Source organism: Thermogutta terrifontis, from assembly GCF_002277955.1.
Taxonomy (GTDB): domain Bacteria; phylum Planctomycetota; class Planctomycetia; order Pirellulales; family Thermoguttaceae; genus Thermogutta; species Thermogutta terrifontis.
The window spans coordinates 3402691-3425041 of the sequence record NZ_CP018477.1 but is presented as its reverse complement, the minus strand read 5'-3'; the positions used below and the strand labels follow the sequence as shown (position 1 = coordinate 3425041).

Sequence of the window (22351 nt, the reverse complement as noted above, 5' to 3'; positions counted from 1 at the left end):
GTGCCAATGAGCAATCAATTGCCGAAGATTGGGAACGAAGTAGCCAGCCCGACATCTGAAAAAGGCCACACATATTCGCGATGGAACAAGGCCTCTGTTTCCGCATCCCCGCCCGAAACTTCGGCAGCAGCGGCCACAACATCGCCAGTGTGGTGGAAATACCCCCTTCGCATATCCGTTGGATGCACGCTGTGTGTGGTGGTGTTGGCGGTTCTTGTCGCTGCGTTGAAACCTGACGTTTGGGAAGCCCGTCAGTCCGTGGTCGTTCGGCCGGAAGCCTTCGCCGGCGGGTTGCAAAATGCGCCTGCGAATGAGAGGCGACAGGACCTTCAGAATACTTTTGTGACCGTTATCCAAAGCCACCCTGTTTTGGAAAGCGCCTTGAAGGAAGTGGGGCCACTGCGTCGCACTGGGGCCTCTGCTTTCCCCACGTTGCGGGATATCGATGCGTTGCGGGAAGCGGTGAAAATCGTGCCCGTGGCGGGAGACGAATTCGGATCCAGCGACGCGATTTCAGTCCGGGTGCGCGATAGGAGTCGCCCTCGCGCGGTCCGACTGACTGAGGCCCTCGTCCGCCACGCTGATCAGGCCCTCCAGGAGTTGCAGGCGCGAAGGATGGCAGAAATGACGGAGGAACTCACCCGGGCACAGCACTTGACGGAAACCGCCTTGCACGCGGATCAAACGAGACTTGAAAAGATGGAAGCCGACCTTGGCGCGGACGGGATCACCCTGCGGCTGCTGGAGGAGAAACCGGACACCAGTGGCCTGCGATCGTCGCTCGAACAGCTCGACAATCAAATTCAGGAGCTGGAAAGCCGCCAGCTCCAGTACGAAAACATGCTTGAGGTGCTGTCGCAGGTTCGGGAGGCCCCCTCGCAACTCCAGGCGGTTCCATCCGCCCTTTTGGATGCCCATCCCACACTGCGGCGACTTCAGGAAGCGTTGACCGAAGCGGAGGTGCGTCTCATTTCTTTGAAAGGGCAACACGCCGAGGAACATCCAGCGGTCATTGCGGCCCGGCTATCGCTGGACGAATTACGCCGCCGGATTGCCGAGGAAACCCCCACCGCCATCGAAGCCGTACAGCATGAGTGGGCACTCATCCGCTCTCAGTTGGACTTTTTGCGAAATCAGCGGCAGGCGGAATCGGCGCGAATTGAGAAACTGATGGCCCTATTGCCGGAGTACCGGACAATTGCCGCGCGAGTTCGATCGGAGAGCCAAGCTCTGGAGAGCATTCGCCAACAGCTCAATCAAGCCCGCGCCGCCCAGGCTGCGGTAGCCAGTTCGCGCTTCATAGTACCGGTGGAACCCGTGCAGACAGGGGCACAGCCCGTGGGCCCCGGTCGCCAGACCATCATCGCCGGAGGCGTGGCTTGTGGACTGATGGTGGGAGTGGCCGTCTTTTTGTGGCTGGTGCCCGCGGTCCGGGGCACTTCCGAGACCTATCCGCTGAAGCCGCTGGCTCCTGGACCTGCTCTGGATGCAAAGGAAGGAGAGACGACACAGGCTCCACGGCAACACACTTCGTCGGAGGAGGCTCCGCGGATTGAACCGACACCCGCTTTGTCCAACTTGCCGGTGGCGGTTTGCGACGAACCGTCGCTCCTCCATCGGGCATTGATCCAGACCACCCATCTTTCTGTGGCGACGGGGGAGGTCCTTTGTGACCACTGAACTGGGCACACTGACGCTGATCGGGATGGGCACGCTCGCCGCCGGCTCCTGGTTGGCCGTCCTGTGGCGACGAACCGGTCTTTGTGGACTGACCCTGCTCACCGTTGTCACTTCAATCTGCCTGGGATATTTCTTCTGGCATGTGGAGAAACCGCTCCCTCTCACCCTGGACCGCATTCTGTGGGGCATTCTCGTTGTGGCCCTGGTGGCAGACTTTCTTCACCGACGGCCCAATTTGTCGTCCCTCACCCGGGCTGATTTTTTCCTAGGAATATTTGTGATTTACTTACTCATCTCAGCCGTGAGTGTATTTTTCCTGACAGAAGTGACGAGCGGACTTTCCCGCTGGCTGTTCTTCTACGCTTTTCCCGCTACCTTGTACGTGGCGGCAAGGCGATTCGGCGACGCGCCCTTTGGTCAACGCGCGACACTCGCCGTCTTCACTGCCCTCGCCATTTATCTGTCGCTGACCGGCTTGGCAGAGGTGTTTGGCTGGAATGCCCTCGTATTTCCCCGTTATATCGCGGACACATCGATCACGGACGAGTTCTTCGGCCGCGCACGGGGCCCCCTACTCAATCCCGTGGGAAACGGCTTCCTGATCCTGATCGGTTGGACGGCCTGGACGATCCTTACTGTGCAGGCAGCGCCTGCCCGACGGGTAGTTTTTCTTTTGGGACATGGACTGTTCGTCGCGGCCGTCGCCTCCACCCTCACGCGGAGTGTGTGGCTTTCTGCCGCTGCATGCATTGTGGTGGTCGGTGCGTGGATGTTGCCCCCCCGATTTCGCGCCCCCTGGATCGCGACAGCCCTATTGATGCTCCTGGCGGCGGGATTGATGGCGGGGGTCTATTTCCGCGAGCTGAAACGCGACCGTCATCTTTCCGCCGAGGAAGCAGCCCGTTCGGTGCAACTTCGGCCACTCCTCGCCGCGGCAGCGTGGCGCATGATTCAGGAGCGTCCGGTTTTCGGCTTTGGACTGGCCCAGTACGATCACGCAAAACTCGCCTACCTGGAAGATCCGACCGCCCCCCTTCCTTTGCGGCAGGCCCGGCCCTACACCCAGCACAATGTGTTTCTCTCCCTTCTGGTGGAGACGGGCATCGTCGGCCTGGGGCTACTCGGATGTTTTCTCGCTGCCTCGGTGGAAGTGTTTCGACGAACCTGGGGCAATCCTTCCCGACCGATGAGTCTCCTGGCGCTGGTGGCTATGGTCGCCTACGCCGTCAATGGGCTTTTCCACGATGTTTCCATCATTTTGGACATGAACGCCGTCCTCTTCATGATGATCGGTCTGGCAGTTCGAGAGTCATCTGGTGAAATTAGCCAGACCGCCCACAGTGCCTGACTTCACCCGTCTGTTGCCTTCACAGAATAGAGGAAATCGGCTAAACTGAAGATTCCGGGTGGCGGTGGCCGGCGGCTGCTTGCTGGGATCGGGTTGTCGCCGGTGGTCGCTACCGGCTTAAATATTGTCTCTACGACTCCCGCGATTCGCGATGCACGGCGGGAGGCCTTTCGTTTTTCAACTCAAATCGACGGATTGGATCATCAATTCACTACCGGTTAAGGGATACTTCCATGGCCAAGCCACATCGTCAAATTAAGAAGGCAAACCACGGTAAGCGGCCTGCCAACTCGAAGGCACGTCGGGCAAAACGGTGGGTTGTTCGCACGTAACCGCTTGATCCGCGCCTGCTCGTGATTACCCGTAAAGGTAGGGCCGGGCGGGAGAATGTGGCGTCCGAACAGAGCAAGAGGTTGCGGTGGGGCCTCCCCCAGTGATACTGTTCAGGCGGAGGGGTGCGATAAGCGGACGCTCAGCGGAGGATTTCCGGTACGCAAAGCGTTAAGGAGCTGGCTGTGCCCAAGAAACCGTTGATTCTTGACCCCGCAGAGATTGACACCAGTCGGGTCATCGCCGACATCGAGGAAATCCGCAAGTACAATCCCCAGCGGTACGAGATGGAACAGTTGACGGCGATCTGCTACGAGGACCCGGAACGGGCGATCTGTGTGGGGTATAAAGACCTCGGTCCGGACGAGTTCTGGATCCGTGGGCACTTTCCCGGGATGCCGATTATGCCGGGCGTTATCATGTGCGAAGCAGCCGCCCAACTGGCCAGCTATTACACCATGAAGTACAAGCTCATGAAGTCCCCTATGGTCGGCTTTGGGGGACTTCAAGACGTCCGGTTTCGCGGAGTTGTCCGGCCCGGAGAGCGCTTCGTCATCGTGGCCCGTCTCCTCAAAGTTCGCAGCACGATGATGACCTGTGAATTTCAGTGCTTTGTACGTCAAAACCTGGTCTGCGAAGGAGTCATCCTCGGCGTCCCGCTCTCTCCCGAAGCCGTCCGGGCCGACTCTGGCAGCGAGTCCTCCTCTCAATCTCAGTCTTCGTGAAGCTTTTCCGAATCAACGTTGTCTGGTCTCCAATACTTTGAGGCTGGAAAGCTGCGCGGGCGAAGCGGGTGAGCAGATAACCAACCCCAAGTCATGTCGTCGCTGAAAGTCGCATATGGCTTAGGTGGGAACGGTGTGCGCCGCCACGGCTATCTCAGAAGTACCCGATGATGATGCCCATTCTGCCTGCCGCGCTTGGTTCTTGCCTGAAAACGATGCGTTTTTTCGGGCACGACCGGCGTATTCCTCCAACTTCGGAGGAGCCTGCTTGCCAGGTCCTTTGCTCTTCCGCGATCTGCGGCACGCACTCCCGGCAGTATGTCGTGATCGTACCCGATTTATTCGAGGTGCACCCGCACGCTGCCCAGTGACGGGTGTCGGACCACTCGTGGTTTAAGCTCGGGGAAAATCCTGATACATGATCCGGCCATCCACGAGAGAGACGACCCGATCGGCCATCTCCGCCACGGTGCGGTCGTGTGTCACCATGACGATCGTCAGTCCGACCTGGCGGTTGAGGTTCTGGATCAGGCGGAGGATTTCCCGGCCAGTAGCTGGGTCCAGATTCCCCGTCGGTTCGTCGGCCAGCAGAATCCGTGGCTGATTGACCAGTGCCCGGGCAATGGCCGCCCGCTGCAGTTCTCCACCCGATAGCTCCCGCGGTCGGTGCTTCAATCGATGGCTGAGACCTACAAGTTCGAGGATTTCTTTGGCGCGGCGGATGTTCTCTCGCCGGTGCCGCAGATACCGCCAGACACTCTGGCCGATCATCAGGGGAATCATGACATTTTCGAGCGTGGAGAGTTCTGGCAGAAGATGATAGAACTGGAAGACCATCCCGAAGGTGCGGTTGCGCAGGCGGTCACGTGCGGAGGCAGCCAGGTTATCGATCCGCTGGCCTTCCAGGCTGATGGTTCCCGCGTCAGGCCGATCCAGCAGTCCCAGCAGATGGAGGAGCGTGCTCTTCCCTGAGCCGCTTTGGCCGACAATCGCCAGAAACTCTCCCGCCTGGACGGAGAGATTCACCCCTTTGAGGACGGGAATCTCCACGGCGGCCTTACGATAGGTCTTGGTGAGCTCGCAGGCCGAGAGAATGCCGGGGCAGGCCGAGACGGAATCGCTCATTTCGCCACTCGGATGGAGGGCGCTGTCGCCACGGGGCGAAACGAAGTGGGGCCCGGCCAGCGTCATGCGACCATCTGCCGAGGCCGAAGATTTACCCTCGGGAGACACTGCCAGGCCGGGGTTCTGTCGCGTGCGGAAGAGGGAAAACGTCTTACTCATACCGAAGCGCCTCCACAGGATGCAGTCGGGCTGCCCGCAGCGCCGGCAAAATACTGGCAAGGATGGCGATCATCATGGCTCCCGAGATGATCCAGCCTACCGTCCACGGATCCACGATGGTGGGAATCTTGTAGAAGTAATAGATGTCGGGATCGAAAACCCGGTGGCCGGTGATGTGGCCAAGCAAATCCGCGATCTCGTTGATGTGCCTGATAAAGAGCAATCCCAGGACCAGGCCGACTCCGGCACCCACCATTCCCAATAAGAGACCGTACCCCAGGAAAATGCTCATCACACCGCCAGATGAAGCACCCAGTGCCTTGAGAATCCCAATATCCCGCGTCTTCTCGACAACAATCATGAAAAAGATCGCGAGGATTCCGAACCCGGCCACACAGATGATGAGAAACAGGAGAACGTTGAGAATGGCCGTTTCCATACTCACGGCGGCAAGCAGCGGGCCCTGGTTGTCGCGCCACGTATCGATGGCGTAATATTGGGGGGCAAACGCGGCGCGAAGCTTATCTCGCACCTTGTTCATGTCGGCCCCCGACTTTAGTTTAATGCTGATTGCGTTGACATAGCCCTTCCCGGTCGACGGGTCAATCATGCCCCGTAATTGCTGCAAAGCGCGAATGGGCACAAAGGCAAAATTGGAATCGTATTCGCTCATCTTGCTTTCATAGATGTCCACGATGGTGAACGTGTCGCTGACGATTTTGGGGGGAGTTCCCACGGTGGGAAGCGTGAGTTTGACATCGTCGCCCGGTAGGAGGAGAAAGTGGTCCTGCCCGTCCCGACGGAAACTTACCAACCCAATCCCCAGAATGACCCCGGTGTATTGCGATTTTTCGGGATCGAACTGCGGTGCTGATTCCTGGGGAGCGGCCCGGGCGAACGGATCCTGCAAATCCGCGGGGAGCGATTCGGGCTGATTTGATGCGGCATTCTCGGACCGTTCAATTTCGAGAAGCATTTTTTTCATCCGGGCCATACGGCGACGGTGTTCCCACCCGGCCAGGGACATCTCTTCGCGGGGCAGTGACGGGCCGTCGGCCTGGTGATCGATGACGTCATACCCCCCTTCGCGGAGCTGGAAACTGAGTTGACGGCGGTTCTCAGGATGCTGAAGGTACTTGCTGAAATCGCTCACCAACCCCTGGGTCTTTTCGTCGATCCCGATGATCTGAACCGGGCGAGTCATCCAGGTGTCGCCCACCTGATAGTTCAGCATTCCCGGGACCACGACGGTCGGGGTCATGGCCTCAATTTCGTCACCGGCCACGCGGCGGATCTGCTCCATATGCCAATCGGGATCAGGGAAGCCTTCCAGGCTCCGCGACTGGAAAATGATATCAGAAAGAATGCCGTGCAGGCGGTTCTCCATCTCGTGGGTGAAGCCCATCATCACGCTGTTGACGACGATCATGGTGGCCACACCCAGCGTGACGCTGATGATCGAGGCCAGCGCGATGTAGCGCGTTCGCAGATACCGCCAACACAGCAGCCAGCGATACATGAAAGAATGTCCTCCCTGACGGCCGAGCGCAAATCATTCCGTTTCCGGCCGATAGAGTGGAAACAGAATAACCTCGCGAATGCTCTGACAGTTTGTCAATAACATCACCAATCGGTCAATACCAATTCCCAGCCCGCCGGCCGGGGGCATCCCGTAACGGAGCGCGCGAATGAAATCGCGATCCATCCTTGCCATGGATTCTTCCTCCGGCAATCCCTCGAGCTGCCGCGAGAAAAGCTCTTCCTGGAGGTCCGGATCGTTGAGTTCCGTGTACGCATTGGCGAGCTCCATCCCCTGCACGAAGAGCTCGAACCGCTCGGCAATCGCGGGATTGCCGCGCTTTCGTTTGGTGAGGGGGCAGATGGAGGCAGGATAATCGAGCACGAAAATGGGACCTATCAATTTTGGTTGGACAAATTCTTCGAAGACCTCGTTTTTGATGACGTCCGGATGCTTCCCCCTCACTTCAATTCCGTGAGATTGTGCAAACTGGGAAATTGAGGATGGATCGGACGGATTGACGCCGGTATGCTCGGCCAGCAGTTCGTCGTACGTCTTCCGCTGGAAAGGCGGTGTAAAATCGATGACACCTTCTCCCCATGGAAGTCGAAGGGACTGGCCTGTTGCCTCGATTGCCCGGACGATTAGCTTTTCCGTGAGTTCCATCATGGTGTGGTAATCACCGTAGGCCTGATAGGCTTCTAGCATGGTGAACTCGGGATTGTGGCGGGGACTGATCCCCTCATTGCGATAGACTCGGCCGAGCTCATACACCCGTTCCATGCCCCCCACAAGGAGTCGTTTCAGGTGCAGTTCCAGAGCGATGCGTAGATAGAGGTCAATGTCCAGGGCGTTGTGGTGGGTGATGAACGGTCGGGCAGCGGCACCGCCCGCCACCACATGGAGGGTGGGCCCTTCTACTTCCACGAATCCTTCTTCGTCCAGCGTTTTACGAATCGACTGCACGATCCGCGTGCGGCGGAGGAACCGCTCCATGACCCCTTCGGTGTAGGTCAGGTCGAGGTACCGCATGCGGTTTCGCAGTTCGGGATCGCTCAGGCCGTGCCATTTTTCCGGCGGCGTTTCAATGCATTTCGTGAGGAAGTGGAGGTCGTCGGCAAAAATCGTCAACTCACCCGTCTTGGTCCGTTTTAGTTCCCCGTCCACACCAATGATGTCACCGAGGTCGAAGCACTGGGCGAGTTCCCAGTTCTTGTCACCGACCTGGGCCTTGCCGACCAGCACCTGGATCTTGCCCGTCCAGTCGCGGATGTCAATGAACATGATTTTGCCCGCCCGGCGAAGAAGCATGATCCGGCCTGCTGCGCGAACCCGCGGCCCCTGGAGTTCAGGCGGTTTGCCGACTTCGCATTCACCTGCGGGAATGACGCGGATTTCGTTTTCCCGTGCACGGATTTCCGCGATGGGACGGTGCCCGTCGAATCGTCCGCCCCAGGGATCCACCCCCAGATCGGCGATACGACGGAGTTTCTCGCGGCGGGCGGCTTCCAGGTGGCTCTTCGGTCGCTGGGTTTCCGGTTTACTGGTCGAAGGGCTTGTCTCGTCCATGGTCGTTGAACCTGTTGAGAACACTTTCCTCGAAAAAGCCTTTGGCGTAATTTGGAGAATTGTGGCAATCTGCGAGAGTCTTGAATCGCAATTACTTTATTCGATCTGGACAACGCCCCCATAAGCGCGGGAAAGCCGTGTCCTACTGGAGCCTGGGGCTTTCCAACGGGAAACAATCCTTTCAGTTTACCGGGAAAAAGCCCATTCGAGGAACATCCCCGAACAGACGGTCATTGAACACCGCAATTTTCTGAGAGTGTGCCCCCGCTGGACAGATGGCTGATATCCCAATAACCGAAACCTCTACTCTTCTGCCGGATGAAACTTTACACGGATAAACCACGGACGGTAGATGTCCGGGGTTCGGACCAGTCGTCCAAAGTCGAAGGAGTTGGCCACAAAGCTGATGACGAGTTCGTCCTCACCGGCCAGAGCGGGATGGGCCTTCGCTGCGTAGAAAAACGCCTTTGTGTCTTCCGGAAGATCGGGGATGCGATACAGCAGAACGGCATCACCCCACGGACCTGCCGGCGTGGGGGCTGAACGCATCATGATGTCTTGCGAAAGTCCCAGGCGGGTGTAGACCATCACATAGGCCCGGAGCACCGGCAGGTACGAAACGGAGTACTCAGAAGCGACTTCACGCGCCAGTCGCGTGGCGTGGGAAAAGTCGTGGGTCCAGAAACGTTCATTCGTCAGGAGGGCCTCGGGCAAGTCAGACTCGCCGAGCTTGGCGGGGCCACAATAAAACTCCCACTCGGATGACTGCTCCACATGCCCCTTTTTCACCCGCGCGACGATCGCATGCTTGATGGGGAAGAGCGGAGTTTTTTCCTCGTCGAAACCGTAGAGGTAAATGTATTGTCCATCTGGTGGAACGAGTGTCGCCGAACCGATGACTGCGCTTCCGTTTTTGTCGGAGCGGAAATACGGGATGTCCTGTTGCCGGATCTGCCATTCTGGTGGAGATCGGTCTGGGTTATCCACGGTGAGAAGGGATTCTCCGATTTGCCGAAAACCGAATGGTCCGCCCTGGGGTGTGAATTCGATGTGCGCGGCAAAAAGATGAAGCCGCGTGCCGTCCCGCACGCCCGCCGCCAGCCAGAACACGCCGTGATTGTCCTCCGGTACCGCGAACGAGCGGACGTCCCCGTCCGCAGTTCGGCCGAAGAAGAACTCCATGCTCACCGGCGTGCGCCCTTCCAGCCGAAGAATGGCAATGGAATTGTTCACCATTTTGCGGCGTTGGCGGGTTGTGAAGGTATCGCCGAATGTGAACAGCAGTCGGTGAGCATCGAGGGGAATCGAGAAAACTCCGTCGGCTCCGCCCCAGGCATCCGTGGGGTCAAACCACTTTTCCAGATCAGGGGCCTTTTCAACGGTAAAGCGGGGGTTGTGCCCCGATGGAACTTCTCGTTCCGCTGACCAGCTTTGCCCTGAACTCCATGCCGCAACAGTAAGAATCAACCATACAGGGCGAAAGGACATAGCGGTCCCTCACGAGAGCGTTGCCTGGAAACGCGTCAGAAACCTCCGCATTGGGTCACAGTTTCACCGGAGTTTTCATTAGAATGACAGCACGTGGTAGAATCAAGCAAGAGAACGCCTGATCCATCCCCACTTTTGCAAAGACTGCTGAGATGGCCTGGGCGCAATTTGTTGTTGGGATAATTCATGAAGGTCAGGTCCTTGCGGGTGGAATCTTGCTCTCAACCGAACCCATGTGCACCTCCGCATCCCCATCGGCCGAGGAAAAGTGGGGTGTTTCAGAGAGAACGCAGGCGATGCCGTTTTGGAGTGAGCCATAAAACGCTCGTTTCGGCGCGATGAAGGAGAAAGAAAATGGGCGTGCCCAAAGCCCCTGATCCGGTGTTGTTGTTGGTGGCGGTGTTCAGTCGGTACCCGGCGGCCATTGATTGGGCCCGGCAAAAGGTGGTCGAAGAGTGGGGCCCGCTCGCCCTAGAAAGTCCACCGTTCCCGTTTTCCCACACCGATTATTACACCCCAACCATGGGGCCAGATCTGAAAAAGGTTTTTTTCGCACCAGCGGATTTGATCGATCCCGGTCGGCTGCCTGCCATCAAGATACAAACGAACTCGTGGGAGACGGAGTATGCGGAGCTGCGTCTGTTTCCTGAGCCGCGTCCGCTCAACATTGATCCAGGATACCTCACGCTGGGGAAACTGGTGCTGGCTTCGACGAAAGATTTCACCCACCGCATTTATCTCGGCCTGGGTATTTATGGAGAAGTGACGCTGTTTTATCGGCACCATCGCTGGCAGCACCATGAGTGGACATTTGCCGATTACCGGCAGCCCGAGTATCACGAATTCTTCAACCGGTGCCGAGACTATCTTCACGAGCGTTTACGGGAGGTGACCTCGCCGTGTGGTGGCTCTTCTTCGTAATGGTGCCCTCCCTGGTGGTGAGCTGGCTGCTCGGGTTTGCACTCCGGGTATGGGCACCGCGATGGGGGCTGGTGGATCGACCGGGACCTCGCAAGGTGCACGATCGGCCTATGCCGACTTCGGGCGGACTGGCAATCTGGCTGGGCGTGGTGCTTCCATTCGCCATTCTTCAAATGATGCTCTGGTTCACGTTCGACAGCCGCCCCCCTCACGGGTTGGTCACCCCGGAACTGGTGGCCGGGTTCTTTCCGCGAGAATGGTTGCCGATCCAGGCGGCACGCCATTTACCCGGTGTCTGGGCCCAAAGCGGTCGGCTGTGGACTGTCCTTGGACTCGCCACCGTCGTGATGACTTTAGGCCTGGCCGACGATCGATGGAAACTTCCCTGGTGGTTTCGGCTGGTTGTGGAATTTATAGTGGCCGGGGTAACGGTGGCCGCAGGTTATCGGTTGACGCTCTTTATCGAAGTGCCGCTCCTCACCGGGATATTGAGTGTGCTGTGGATTGTGGCCCTCATCAACGCCTTCAACATGTTGGACAACATGGACGGTTTGGCGGCCGGGGTGGCAGCGATTGCCTGCACGGTCCTGGCGGCAGTCATGCTCCTCACTCCCAAGCCCGTCACAGGAGAACCGCAACTCTTCGTGGCCGGATTCTTTCTGGTCTTGCTAGGGGCGCTGCTGGGGTTTCTGTGGCACAATCGGCCTCCGGCCCGGCTTTTCATGGGCGATGCGGGAAGTTATTTCGTGGGTTACCTGGTGGCGGTCATTTCGATGACGGCTACATTCGCTGGAGAGAACACTCCACGCCATGCAGTACTCGCCCCCTTGTGTGCCCTGGCGGTGCCGCTCTATGACCTTGTGACGGTGGTGGTCATACGCTTGCGGGCTGGGGCCAGCCCCTTTGTAGGTGACACCCGGCATTTCTCTCACCGCCTCGTTGAGCTGGGCATGACGAAAACCCAAGCCGTCCTCACCATTTACCTCATGGCGGCGACCTGTGGATTGGGCGCGCTCCTTTTGCACCAGGTCAATACCTTTGGCGCACTGGTCATCCTGCTCCTGGTGGGCTGCATGATCAGCTTGATTGCCATTCTGGAAACCACCGGGCGGCGTGCCCAGCGGCGTGGGAAAGGGCCGGAGGACAGATCTGCCGATTGAGCGAACGGAAACTTCGTCCTGAGCTGCCAACAATAATTGCGGAAGCCGGACCTCAATGTTGCGAGTGTTGCCTGACGCTCTGTGCGGCGGCCATGGCTGGCCGACGGCCGATGGCAAATCCCAGCCAACCGTCTTCCAGAACGAGCTGCGTCACCGTTAAATCCGCGAGGTTTTCGTGCCGTTGCAGGAAGCCCGGCGAAACTTCCCACGGTTTATCCTTGGAGAAGGTACGGCTGAAAACGCTCCGCAGGGCAATCTGCGACCGCATATCCATCGGGCCAACAAGCTGCACCACTCCCTCGCGGATGAACTGGATGCGATCGTTGTGGATTTCCGGCCTGTAGATGGCGCGGACATGAAAATCCTGCCAGCGATTCGGTGGGCTGCTCAACTCGGCAATGGCCAGCGTCACGATGAGTTTACCCTGGGTAAACTCCACCCTCGCGGCATCTCGAGCAGCAAAGGTGATCCGGGCATCGGCGTGCGGGTTTTCCTCGCCACTGTCGTCTTCGGGGAGGCGAAGTTTTTCTCGCAATTTTCGTTGCAACTCCGCGACTGTGTAGGTTTTCCCTTCCAACCCAAGACGCTGGAGAAAATTGTTGACGGCCGACTGATGGATTTGGCAGCTGGCCAGGGCGTCCGCGGGGGCGAAGGGGCGCAGGGTGTGGCCGCCCGGCTGGAACGGAGCCGCCAATCGAACTCGTAAGACAATCCGATCTTCGGTCGTCTGCGCCCCTAGCCATGTGGGAGGAAGGTGAAACCGGTGCAGGGGCCCCAGCACTTCTTCCTGCCACCGCCGGTTGAGCCGGGAGAATTGGGCCTCGGTTTCGCTTTCGATTTCCCGCAAAGCCTGGGCCGCCACCTTCCACTTGGCTTCTTCGCTGGCCTCCAGACGCTGGCGAGCGGCTTGCTGACGTGCGACTTCCTGGGTAAGGAAGCCGAGCACAGGGATCGAATCCAGCGTGGTCGCCACGTCGCGAATGCGCACCGAGTTTTCCACATCGATAACAGCCGGCGCAGCAACCAGCCCATGGGGGGTGATCTCGACGTCCTTTTCCGCCACATATTCGGCGTAGCCATCATTCCAGATGGTGGCGGGACCCGCATTCGCGTAAGTCAGAGAGGTCACTTGGCCGCGGACGGTCAGGGCGACGCGGGCGCGCACGGGGTCTGGTATCAGCCGAAAGCCAACCTTAGTTTCCGCATAGCTTGAGCCGTACACCGGCCGATTCAGGATGACATCCGCCACAGGCCGCTTGTCCGCCGGTCGTTCGGGAGCCAATCGGTTGAGAAGTTCTTCCGTAATGGCGATTCGCACGTTGGCATTTCGGTAGAGCAGATCGAGGCATCGTGCCAACCATCGGGCACGGTCCTGAGAAGACCGCGCCAGCCGGTGGTATGCCAACACAAGAGGTTCCGCCGCCGAATTCGTGGCGTCAGATTCGTAGCTCTCCACCCGTTCTAAAAGACTGGCTGTCTGCACCGCGGGCCCAGCCCAGAAACGAAGCTCACTGACGTAGTCGGCCAGGGGTTGCTCATCCAGAAATGCCTGTTGATCTTCCGTGAAGGCTTGCTCATCGATTCTTTGGAGCGTCCGCACAGCAATTTCCGCCAGTTGACGCTCCGCGTCCAGACGGTTTGCGGATTGCGCGGCGGCTTTTACTTCCTCGATGTTGAGAAATTCACGCCAAGCCTGGGCGGTGCTATCGTTTCCCAATCGCTGCTCGACTGCGTTGACGGATTTTCTGAGGCGTGTCCAGTCCGCATTTTCCGCAGCGGCTAATTCTGACTGTAAGCCACCAGCGAGTTGGATCGCCTTCCAGAGACTCAGCCTGCGAATCAGGGCATAGCGCACCTGGCGGAAGTCCGCCGCCACGTCGGGCTGAAGGTCGAGCTTCGTTTGTATGGAGGACGACTGCTGGGCGAGGGCATAGAGCGCCTGGAGGACCGGCAAGACATCTTCGCCCGCTTCAAACCGCCGGCCCACTTCGGTGATCTTCTCCTGAACCTCGCTCACCCAGGTACGAGTTTCGTCGCGCTGTGCAAATGGTTCCAGCATGGCCAGCAAAGAGGCGGGCGGCGTCCACAGACCGTGATGAGGGTGAGCATCACCGCCGCCAACCGATTCTTTCACTGTGCTGGCATCCTCAAGTTTCGACGATGAAGGTTGAGCGTTCAAAGCCAAATTCTCGGAATGGGGCGCTGGAGAGGCGTCCATTTCTTCGCTCAGGGCCTCCATCTGCCGCTGCTCCGGTGTCAGCGACAGGCAGGGGTCCTCCTGTTCTGGCTCGGGAGGGAACTTATGGAGAGACGGCCCTTGGCTCATGTCGGCCCCCACCTGATGTTGAACCTCGGCAGGTAGCAGGGCCTCCTCGTTCCGCGGCGATTGCTGATCAGCGCGGAGGGAGTCGGTCGACGCCAATGGTGGGGGAAGTGCCGAGGAGGTCGTGGCGTGGCTTTGGCTGGTTTGCACTCGGGACGGCGTTTCCGCGTGAGCCAGCGCGGGCTGATCCTTACTTGGAATTGGCGGATCGGGACGCTCCACCACTCGCCACGCCCGCGGGGAGGTCACGCTGAGGACAAAGAGCACGATCAGCACCAGGAGGAACGGCCAGGTCGGCTCATTTCGCTGGAGCGAGGTCGTCATGAGGTCCCTTCCTTAGGTCCACAAACGGAGTCGGATTCTTCTGGACACGTCTATTGGCTTCCCAGCCTGTGCCCTGGTCTCAACGTTCGCCTCAACGAGAGCCACCGAGGTGGTGGCATGCTTCAGCTCCTGCGCCGAGGAGAACCAGAATCTCTCCGGCGAACACAAGACACCACTACAAATCTTCGCCCGGTCAACCGCACCGCCTCGATGAAACTTCTCTCAGTTGCCCTCGCCGATTAAACCTTTACTTTTTGCGCATCTTATCACGCAAAAAGGCGACATTTCTCCCTGCTCTCTTATCGGCATACAACGGGAAGAGTCTCCACCGTGACTCCTCTTACGCTATCTGGGATTTCGATCCAGATTGACGAGATTCCTCCGCGTTTCTTCGAGTTTTTGGGGCATGTCATCCGAATCACTTGTTAGGGCGTTGCGCTCTCACTGAAGACAAGGCTTCGTTCAATCGGTTGAGTGCTGAGCTGGAACAGGAGGTTCCCTTGGCCGAGCTGTCCCAATTTCGCCTGTGGCGGCTTCTCCATTTTGCGCAACCTGTTCACTTCCGCACGCTTCTCCGAACGCTCTCCGAAACGCCGCCGCGATCGCTGCTGGAAGTTGGGAGTCTTGATCTTGGCCGAACGGAGCTATTAGTCCAAGTGGTTCGACACGCAGCCCCACAATCTCTGTTCAGGTACGTGGGGATCAGCAAATTTGAGGAGGCCGGCGGTCCGGAGGTGAAGCAGGTCTATCGGGTACTTCGTGGATTAAATGCGGATGTGGTGCTTCTGCCGGGACGACTCGCCGAGGCTCTTCCCCGCTGGGCGAATCATGTGGCGGACGTCGATCTGATTCTTCTGTGGCATCCCGAAGTGCTGCGCCCGGACGACCGATGCTGGTTTTACATCCCACGAATGCTCAGTGAGTCAGGGCGGGTCCTCATCGAGTGGAACGATGGCCGTCGGACCCGATGGGCTGTGGTCTCCAAGGAGGAGGCCATTCGCCGGGCGGATGCCGTGGTCCGTCGCCGTGCTGCGTGACTTGACAGGGAGTCACGAATCACACATCTTCGATGAGGCGTTCCAGTCTGGCGACCTGGATTCGAACGGCGTGGAGGTCGGGATTGAGTCGCAAGGCCCGGCGGAAGGCTTCCAGGGCGGCGATCGGGTCCCGCAACTCCAGGTATGCCTGGCCCATGCCCGCTGCCGCCGCGAAGTGGTAGGGGTTCAGCTCCAGGGTGGTGCGGCAATCCTGAATGGCTTCGGCATGTTCCCCCAAGCCGTAATACGCCACGGCTCGCTGGTTGTACACTTCTGCAAAATCCGCAATTTCTTCCAGCAGACGGTGGGCTCGGGCAAGGGCGTCGCGATAACGGCGTGCCGCGTTAAGGCGGATGATGATGCTGAGCTGTTTTTGCTGGGCTTCGGTTCCATAGCGAAGCCAAACTTTTCGGATACTCGTTTCAGCGAGCAATCGAACGGTGGGATCGCGGTCGTTGAGTGCCCGCCCCAGCGCCCCGTTGGAGGCGTAATCACCCACGTATCCCAGCGCCAGGGCGGCTGCACGGCGAAGTTCACACAGTGGGTGTTCCAGCAGTCGCTGGAGCGTGCCCTGCATGTAACGCGAGTTAACATCCGCCACAAATCGGGCGGTGTCAAGATGTTTCAGGTAGTCCTCGTAGAAGGCCCCCAGAAGAGCTGTTCGCGGCACGTTGCGGGACACGAGTTATCTCCTCGGATTGGCGATCTTTTTTCAGCTACGGAAATACATACCGAACCGTGGCGCGGACACTTCCGGCAAGCCCCGCGATCCGGTTCCGCCGGTACCTCGATTGTAATTGGGGGAGGTGGGAAGGCTCAAATGTTTTCCATGGAAAAGAGCGCGCAATCAGAGCGCAGTGAAAAGCCCAAGGGTCCATAACACGATGGCGGCATAGACACTGCCTACCGATAGAGGCCGGGAATCAGCGTAAGTGCATTTCCCGGCACAGGTGACATCGAATCACTTCTTGCGATGCCGGATTTTGGAACGCATCCGCCGCTTTTTGCTGCCGATCTTACGACGCCCTTTACCAGTTTTTTTCGTCCCCACGCTTGACTCCCATCCAACCTGAAAAACGACCTCCAATACCTCCAACGGCACGCGACGATCGTGCCTATCCACTATGTTTCAGACCATCGCCATTGAGTATACCAGGATGAGGACAATTTGGACAAGCACCGGCTTTGCATGAAAGATCGCATCGAGCTTTCTTTATCTGATGTAACGGGGACTTACTCCGGCAGATCTAACAAGCCGTTTCCCACCGGATGCGCAACAAAATTGCTTTAAACGTGGACCTACCCAGGCCGGTCACTTGGAAAACTCGGGGAACGGACTCGCTTTGCCCTTCCTGACCGCAGGCGCTGTGCAACGTGTATGGTGGGCAACACCAGCCCGGGATGCAACAGGAAAGCTTCACCGGCGCGAGACGAAGACCAAAAACAAAAAAGGCAGAGCAACCCAACGGTTGACTCTGCCCAGGGGCAAAAATCTTTCTCCGCGAAACGACAATTAGCGACCTGATTTCTCCGCCATCGGGACGGTCGGTTCAATCGCGGGTTCGGGCCTGCTCGGCAGTCGGGAAATCATTGGGCACCGGTTGGGTCACTTTGCCGGAGGCCGCCCACTCAGCACCCCGCTGATAGGTCACAATAAAGGCCACGCTCTTGAGCTGTTCGGCTGTATGCCCAAGGGCGTTGAAGAAGACGCGTCCTTTACCGTACTGAACGGTGAAGAAAATCGGTTCATGTTCATCGGAGCCGCCCTTGTCTTTGGGGGCAAAGGCGGTGGCCAGGACGGTGAGGTTCTTAGCTGGACCACGGAGCCAGCCGTAGAGCTCATCGGGGACATGCATGAATCGCGGCGGCAAACCCTGCATGATGGGATGCTCGGGATAGCGGACATCGATGGCGAAGGGCTGCATCGGGCCATGTCCGCCGCCACGCCCCGGAGTGTAGTCGAAGACGCATCGGCCATCCCGCCAGCGGACGTACGGACCCCATTTCTCGTTTCGGCCTCCCCATCCCCCCAGACCGATGATCTCGTTATATTCCGGCCAATCCGGAAAGGCCGCACAAGCAAAGTGATAAACCACCACCCCACCGCCGTTTTTGACGTAATCCACGAAGGCCTTTTTGGTTTCCTCCGGCCAGGAATCCCCCTGGTAATTGAGCACCACCACATCGAATTTTTTGAAGTCCGGTTTGAAGCCGCTCATGTCCTCTCCTTTCGCCGGAGATTGGGCGACTTCCACCGTGAACAAGCCAGTTTCTTCCAGCAGTTTGACCAGAACCGGCGTGGTGCCTTTCCAGTCGTGGGCATTTTGCCCGGTGACAATGAGCGCCTTGTACGGGGCTGCCACGACCGCGCCCACCGTAGATCCTGTGATCACAAGGCTCGCGAGGATGGTGGCACAGGTCAAAAAGGTGCGTCGTCTCATGGGGTGACCTCCATTAACAGTGATCCACAACTTGCGGTCTCTCGACGTCTCGAGGTGCGTTCAGTGTAACAAACAGGGAGAGGAAGGCAATCCTTCGGTCGGTTAAACTGCGCACTTTGGGACTGCCCGATATCGGCTATTGCACCTTGATGCTTCGCCGGATTTGCTCGTCGCGCCGTGCCTTGTCAATTTTTTTGAAAGCTTCCTCGGGGTTCGGGACCCCCTGTAAAACCAGGAAAGGGTCGGAGGGATCTTTGGTACGCAAAATGACGCGCCCCACCCCCACCAAGCGTTCCAGGAGATTCTGGTGCATGGCGATATCGTCAATGTCGATGACCTCCATCGAGTCCACAGTCCGGAAGACGAAACCTTTTCGATGGTAAAACCGGTAGGTGGTCAGGCGGTACTGGATGGTCATCTTCCGGTACCATGCGATGACCAGAAAAACCAACCAGGCAATTGCAACAAGTCCAAGCGTGATGCCCCAAAGGGGCCCGACCTGATTCTTGAGAGGGCCCCGCATGAGCAGGATATCCACCACAATCACAATGATTGTGATGATGCCAAGGGTCATCCATGTGCCGATCATTCCCCAAGGTGAATATGAGGCCTTCCACAATTCCACATCGGGATCGCCCCGCTTGGGTGCCTGTTCGGTTTCCGCGCCACTCGCCGGGGCTCTCGCGGTGGCCTGGGCAGGGTTTTCGCCCCCCTGGCATTGTGGACAAACTCCGGTGAGCGGATCAAGCTCCGAGCCGCAGTTAGGGCATTTCATGGGTCCCTCCTTCGTGATCTTAAGAGGCGCCGGAATTCAACCACCTGTTTTTCAGCTTGTTGCATATGGACGTACCGCTACTGGCGAATGTTATTATGCCAGGGTCACGTGCTTCAGGCGATAGGGCACCCGAAGCAACGGCTTAATACTACAGCGCAATCTTGCTCTTGCTGAAATCGGCGAATGTGGAGAAACCATGGTCCATTGACGCTGTCAAGGCGGCCGGGACATAAATGCGGATCAGTTTCGCCGGTTGTGGCCGCAGCCTCAGAGGGACCTGCTCGTCAGGTCCGCTTATCAACCCTGGATGATCCACTCTGATTCATTCGCGTTCGGGTAGGGGCAATTCATGAATTGCCCCTACGTTGAGGCTTTAGGTCCTCACAGCTCCAAACGAAAACTAACGATCACTCCGAAGGATCGCCGGGTGCTTGGAGATACCCTGGCAAGTCAAATGACGGTTGTCGCATTGTGACGTATAAAGCGAGCGTCCTATGGCAAGCGTGGCAAAAGACGGCAAAGGCTGGCGAATCCTGTTTGTGGCCCCTGATGGCAAGTGGAAAACCCTTCGCCTTGGCCGGGTGGACAAAAAGACGGCGGAAAGCATCCGCGTCCACGTGGAGGCGTTGTTGGCAGCCAGGACGGCAGGTTTACCACTCCGCCAGGAAACGGCAGTTTGGCTGGCAAGCGTGGGTGATACTTTGCGGGAGCGGCTTGTCCGGGCCGGACTGACGAAAGTCACTCCGGCAGCGGTTTTGGGGACCGCGGTGGAAGCGTATCTGAATTGCCAAACACAAATCAAACCGGCCAGCCTTTGTGCAACTCGGTACGCATTGAAAAATCTGGTGCAATTCTTTGGCCCAGAGCGCCGGCTGGACAGCATCACTGAAGGCGATGCGGACGATTTTGTTCGCTGGCTAGCAACCGAAGCTTGCAAGCAACGTGGAGGTTAAGCCCGGTTGCGGCCCGCCACGGTAGTGAAGCGAGTGGAGCGGGTGCAAGCTTTGTTTAGGGACGCTCTCCGTCGGGAATTAGTGAGCAAGAATCCGTTTGAGACCCTGAAACGACCCAAAGTTGACGCTTCCGACAGACAAGTCTATGTGCCCGCGGAGGTCGTCGAACGCCTGATTGATGCCACTCCCGATTTAGAGTGGAAGCTTTTGCTGGCAATTGTGCGTTATCTCGGGTTGCGAGTGCCCAGTGAACCGTTTTCGCTCACGTGGGCCGATGTTGATTGGGAGCAAAGCCGCTTGCGAGTGCCGTTCCCGAAAACAGAAGTGCACGGGAAGCCATATCGGGTGGTGCCAATTGTGCCCCCGGTGCGTCCCCACTTGGAAGCCGTTTGGGAAGCGGCAGAACCGGGGCAAGTGTTCATTTTCCATCGATTGCGGCAAAGGGAATCACTGAACGCGGCAAACCGAGGCTGGTGGGCCAATGTGAACCTGCGACAGCATCTTTTACGACTCATTGCCCGGATTGGCGAACAGCCATGGCCCCGCTTGTGGCATTCCTTGCGAGCCAGCGCGGAAACGGATTTGGGAGCCCGCTTCCCCTTGCACGTAGTAACAGCCTGGATGGGTAACACCTCCAAGGTTGCAACAAAACATTACCTGCGGGTAACGCCACAAGACTACACCCGAGCGATTACCGAAGCATGGAATGGTGGCACAGAATCCGGCGCACGGGTGCCACGGAATGGGGCAGAGAACGTTCCCGCACCAAGCAGCAAGATAGTGAAAACTAAATCACAAGACCTGTTCGATTGCGACGTTATGCAACTCGGTGCGTGTTGTAACTTATTGCTGCAACACAAGAAAATGACAGGGGCGGGATTTGAACCTGCGAAGTCGACGTGGTGAGGTGGGAGTTGTGGGGCGGGGGCCAAAGAATCGGCCTCTCTCCTGGCTTATGATTCAGAATAGGTCACCTGGCCGGTTGATATGCCTCAAAAAATGATGGCCACATAGAATCTTTGCCTCGCGCAGCGGCAGCCTGGTCAGCAGGGCCCAGTCTTTCCCCATCCGCGATGTCAACCGTGCAAGTGGTTTGCCGAAAATGAAAGGGGGAAACGGTACAGTGCGCGGTAATTCGTCGCCCAATCTGGCAATGGATAGCGACCTGCGTATACTGGAGCGCATGTGAGGGAACCCATAGCCCAGTTTTCTGCGAAGGAGGCAATGACGATGGCGAGCAGTGTGATCAGCTTCTTAGGCACGGGGCAGAAGATTCAGCCGCAGGACGCCCGGTCGGAGTATCGCAAGACCATATACCGCTTCACCCTTCCGAATGGTGGCCACTTTGATAGAGAAACCTCTCTTTTTGGGACGGCTTTAGTCGAATATCTGCGGCATATTGGTGTGGAGATTGACCGCTGGGTCGTTCTCGGGACGTCGGCTTCGCTTTGGTCTGAGCTCATTCGAGTCATTCCCAACCAAGATGCAATCGATGAGGAAGAGTACTGTCGCATTGACGATCGCGTCATAGCCAGAAATGTTGATTCGAAATCTTTACAAAAGTGGGAACAGATCCTCAATGAACATGCGCGGCCTCTCGAGTTGCGCTTATGCCTGATCGGTGAGGCGCTCGATCCACAATCTCAGCAACAGATCGCGAGGGCTTTATTCGACAATGTTCCGCACGGTAACGATGTTATATTCGATATCAGCCATGGCTTTCGTCACATGCCGGTGATCGCTGCCTTTGTCATCTCTTTAATGCGCTGGACTCACGGCGTGAAAAATGTCCGATTCTTCTCTGGTGTTTTTGAAGCCCGTCAGGGGGATATTACGCCGGTCATCGAGTTGCCCATCTGTCAGCAGTTGGTGGAAGCCACCGAGGCGGCAGCCATTCTCAAGCTCACCGGAAACTATGCACCCCTTGCGCGATGCCTGGGGGTGGATGCGGAAGAGAGTTGGTTTTTGGAAAATACGAATCAGCTTCACATAGCGCGATCCAAAGCACAATCTCTAAATAAGCAGGCTAAGCAAAGGACCGATGCGGTAGGGAGCGAATTGCTCCGCCTGCTCAGGGAACGCCTCCTGTGGACGCAACAAAGTTACTATGCTGACCGAGTGCGACAATCCGCGCTGGAGGCATTGAATCATGGGGACTATTTCCGGGCTGCGATCTTGATGTACGAAGCCCTGCTCATTGCAGCGGCGAGAATCCTCAATTTGCCCGGGGATCCTCTGGCATATGAATTGCGCCAACAGGGCGAGTCCGAGCTATTCAATCGGCTGGAGGGTGATCCCAGGGAATTGCTCATCGACCTCCAGCATGCCCGGAACTCCTGTGCCCACGGTAGCCGCTCATCGCGCAGCCGTGTGCAGCACATCATGCAATCGCCAGAGGCGTTTCGAGAATTGATCAAAAAGGCGTCAGAGCTCTTCGATCGTTTGCCGGAACTCTTGAAACCTTAAGAGGTGTG

General features: G+C 57.9%; 18 protein-coding genes. 10 read left to right on the top strand and 8 right to left on the bottom strand.

Annotated features, from left to right (window positions below):
- Positions 1–6: 6 nt before the first annotated feature.
- The 4 genes from THTE_RS12695 (at position 7) to THTE_RS12685 (ending at position 4083) form a co-directional block, all read left to right on the top strand.
- Positions 7–1680: a GumC domain-containing protein gene (locus tag THTE_RS12695; protein ID WP_157732073.1), complete on the top strand. Its 1674-nt coding sequence runs from the start codon at positions 7–9 to the stop codon at positions 1678–1680.
- Positions 1670–3028, top strand: a complete 1359-nt coding sequence (locus THTE_RS12690) for an O-antigen ligase family protein (protein WP_095415780.1) — start codon at positions 1670–1672, stop codon at positions 3026–3028. Before THTE_RS12695 ends, THTE_RS12690 begins: the two co-directional genes overlap by 11 nt.
- Before the next feature lie 233 nt (positions 3029–3261).
- Entirely contained in the window at positions 3262–3360 is a 99-nt protein-coding gene (locus THTE_RS18710) for a 50S ribosomal protein bL37 (RefSeq protein WP_420823848.1), read from the top strand.
- Positions 3361–3543: 183 nt separating this feature from the next.
- The gene (locus THTE_RS12685) at positions 3544–4083 is read left to right on the top strand and encodes a 3-hydroxyacyl-ACP dehydratase FabZ family protein (RefSeq protein ID WP_095415779.1); all 540 of its coding nucleotides are present in this window, start codon (positions 3544–3546) and stop codon (positions 4081–4083) included.
- A gap of 393 nt (positions 4084–4476) precedes the next feature.
- Here THTE_RS12685 and THTE_RS12680 read toward each other — a convergent pair whose 3' ends face one another.
- The 4 genes from THTE_RS12680 to THTE_RS12665 form a co-directional block, all read right to left on the bottom strand.
- A complete protein-coding gene (locus THTE_RS12680) occupies positions 4477–5367 on the bottom strand; it encodes an ABC transporter ATP-binding protein (RefSeq protein WP_237260140.1) in 891 nt (296 codons plus the stop codon).
- Positions 5360–6886, bottom strand: a complete 1527-nt coding sequence (locus tag THTE_RS12675) for an ABC transporter permease (protein WP_095415778.1) — start codon at positions 6884–6886, stop codon at positions 5360–5362. The genes THTE_RS12680 and THTE_RS12675 overlap by 8 nt, the downstream gene beginning before the upstream one ends.
- Before the next feature lie 33 nt (positions 6887–6919).
- Entirely contained in the window at positions 6920–8455 is a 1536-nt protein-coding gene (gene lysS / locus THTE_RS12670) for a lysine--tRNA ligase (protein ID WP_095415777.1), read from the bottom strand.
- A gap of 303 nt (positions 8456–8758) precedes the next feature.
- Positions 8759–9943 (bottom strand): DUF4185 domain-containing protein, encoded by a 1185-nt coding sequence (locus tag THTE_RS12665; RefSeq protein ID WP_095415776.1) that lies wholly within the window; start codon positions 9941–9943, stop codon positions 8759–8761.
- Between the two features lie 354 nt (positions 9944–10297).
- Between THTE_RS12665 and THTE_RS12660 the strand changes: the two genes are divergently transcribed.
- Complete coding sequence (locus THTE_RS12660; RefSeq protein ID WP_095415775.1) at positions 10298–10864, top strand: DUF4416 family protein; 567 nt, start codon at positions 10298–10300, stop codon at positions 10862–10864.
- Positions 10843–12024 (top strand): MraY family glycosyltransferase, encoded by a 1182-nt coding sequence (locus THTE_RS12655; protein WP_237260139.1) that lies wholly within the window; start codon positions 10843–10845, stop codon positions 12022–12024. The genes THTE_RS12660 and THTE_RS12655 overlap by 22 nt, the downstream gene beginning before the upstream one ends.
- A 52-nt stretch (positions 12025–12076) precedes the next feature.
- On the opposite strand, the gene THTE_RS12650 is transcribed toward THTE_RS12655, so the two are convergent.
- The gene (locus THTE_RS12650; protein ID WP_095415773.1) at positions 12077–14671 is read right to left on the bottom strand and encodes a hypothetical protein; all 2595 of its coding nucleotides are present in this window, start codon (positions 14669–14671) and stop codon (positions 12077–12079) included.
- Between the two features lie 500 nt (positions 14672–15171).
- On the opposite strand from THTE_RS12650, the gene THTE_RS12645 reads away from it, so the two are divergent.
- Positions 15172–15708, top strand: coding sequence for a hypothetical protein (locus THTE_RS12645; protein WP_095415772.1), 537 nt, complete (start codon positions 15172–15174; stop codon positions 15706–15708).
- A 19-nt stretch (positions 15709–15727) separates the two neighbouring features.
- Here the strand turns inward: THTE_RS12645 and THTE_RS12640 are convergent, their stop codons facing one another.
- The 3 genes from THTE_RS12640 to THTE_RS12630 form a co-directional block, all read right to left on the bottom strand.
- Positions 15728–16390, bottom strand: coding sequence for a tetratricopeptide repeat protein (locus tag THTE_RS12640; protein ID WP_095415771.1), 663 nt, complete (start codon positions 16388–16390; stop codon positions 15728–15730).
- 868 nt (positions 16391–17258) lie between these two features.
- Positions 17259–18149, bottom strand: coding sequence for a ThuA domain-containing protein (locus THTE_RS12635; protein ID WP_095415770.1), 891 nt, complete (start codon positions 18147–18149; stop codon positions 17259–17261).
- Positions 18150–18285: 136 nt separating this feature from the next.
- Positions 18286–18924 carry a PH domain-containing protein gene (locus tag THTE_RS12630; protein WP_095415769.1) on the bottom strand — a complete coding sequence of 213 codons (639 nt, stop codon included), beginning with the start codon at positions 18922–18924 and terminating at the stop codon, positions 18286–18288.
- A 494-nt stretch (positions 18925–19418) separates the two neighbouring features.
- Here THTE_RS12630 and THTE_RS12625 point away from each other — a divergent pair, with 494 nt between their 5' ends.
- The 3 genes from THTE_RS12625 to csx2 all read left to right on the top strand — a co-directional run bounded on the left by THTE_RS12625 (position 19419) and on the right by csx2 (position 22343).
- Positions 19419–19877: a hypothetical protein gene (locus THTE_RS12625; RefSeq protein ID WP_095415768.1), complete on the top strand. Its 459-nt coding sequence runs from the start codon at positions 19419–19421 to the stop codon at positions 19875–19877.
- A 42-nt stretch (positions 19878–19919) separates the two neighbouring features.
- On the top strand, positions 19920–20783 hold the full coding sequence (locus tag THTE_RS12620) for a tyrosine-type recombinase/integrase (protein WP_157732072.1): 864 nt from the start codon (positions 19920–19922) through the stop codon (positions 20781–20783).
- A gap of 324 nt (positions 20784–21107) precedes the next feature.
- Positions 21108–22343: a TIGR02221 family CRISPR-associated protein gene (gene csx2, locus THTE_RS12615; RefSeq protein WP_157732071.1), complete on the top strand. Its 1236-nt coding sequence runs from the start codon at positions 21108–21110 to the stop codon at positions 22341–22343.
- The last annotated feature ends 8 nt before the right edge of the window (positions 22344–22351 follow it).

Excerpts from the sequence above, each read along its gene's own strand:
- THTE_RS12695 (WP_157732073.1), top strand. The coding sequence starts at position 7 with ATGAGCAATCAATTGCCGAAGATTGGGAACGAAGTAGCCAGCCCGACA.
- THTE_RS18710 (WP_420823848.1), top strand. The coding sequence starts at position 3,262 with ATGGCCAAGCCACATCGTCAAATTAAGAAGGCAAACCACGGTAAGCGG.
- THTE_RS12680 (WP_237260140.1), bottom strand. The coding sequence starts at position 5,367 with ATGAGTAAGACGTTTTCCCTCTTCCGCACGCGACAGAACCCCGGCCTG.
- THTE_RS12675 (WP_095415778.1), bottom strand. The coding sequence starts at position 6,886 with ATGTATCGCTGGCTGCTGTGTTGGCGGTATCTGCGAACGCGCTACATC.
- lysS (WP_095415777.1), bottom strand. The coding sequence starts at position 8,455 with ATGGACGAGACAAGCCCTTCGACCAGTAAACCGGAAACCCAGCGACCG.
- THTE_RS12665 (WP_095415776.1), bottom strand. The coding sequence starts at position 9,943 with ATGTCCTTTCGCCCTGTATGGTTGATTCTTACTGTTGCGGCATGGAGT.
- THTE_RS12660 (WP_095415775.1), top strand. The coding sequence starts at position 10,298 with ATGGGCGTGCCCAAAGCCCCTGATCCGGTGTTGTTGTTGGTGGCGGTG.
- THTE_RS12650 (WP_095415773.1), bottom strand. The coding sequence starts at position 14,671 with ATGACGACCTCGCTCCAGCGAAATGAGCCGACCTGGCCGTTCCTCCTG.
- THTE_RS12635 (WP_095415770.1), bottom strand. The coding sequence starts at position 18,149 with ATGAGACGACGCACCTTTTTGACCTGTGCCACCATCCTCGCGAGCCTT.
- THTE_RS12630 (WP_095415769.1), bottom strand. The coding sequence starts at position 18,924 with ATGAAATGCCCTAACTGCGGCTCGGAGCTTGATCCGCTCACCGGAGTT.
- THTE_RS12625 (WP_095415768.1), top strand. The coding sequence starts at position 19,419 with ATGGCAAGCGTGGCAAAAGACGGCAAAGGCTGGCGAATCCTGTTTGTG.
- csx2 (WP_157732071.1), top strand. The coding sequence starts at position 21,108 with ATGGCGAGCAGTGTGATCAGCTTCTTAGGCACGGGGCAGAAGATTCAG.